We start from the raw sequence: 240 nt of genomic DNA, 5'->3' as shown, positions 1-240 counted from the left end.
GCCACTGCCACGCGACGATCATGATCACGGCGGTGAGCGGGTAGTCGGCGAACCAGTCGACCGGCGTCATCCCGAGCGCGCGCATCGCGTTCGCGACGAGCCCGTACACCGGATGCAGGATCATGTTCTTCCAGATCAGCGCGGCGACCGTCGGCATCACGAAGAACGGCGCGATCGCGAGCAGCCGCGCGATGCCCTGCCCGTAGAACTTGCGGTCGAACAGCACGGCCATCAGCACGC

The 240-nt window shown here is 66.7% G+C and carries 1 pseudogene; it reads right to left on the bottom strand.

Annotation, left to right across the window (positions count from 1 at the left end):
• Nucleotides 1-240 (bottom strand): annotated as a pseudogene (locus R0J88_RS23115) (sugar ABC transporter permease); the annotation flags it as partial.

Origin of the sequence: Pseudoalteromonas sp. SIMBA_162, assembly GCF_046535955.1 — a bacterium.
GTDB classification, from domain to species: Bacteria; Pseudomonadota; Gammaproteobacteria; order Enterobacterales; family Alteromonadaceae; genus Pseudoalteromonas; species Pseudoalteromonas marina.
The sequence above is the reverse complement of the archived record's forward strand: the minus strand, read 5'-3'. Positions and strand labels throughout refer to the sequence as shown.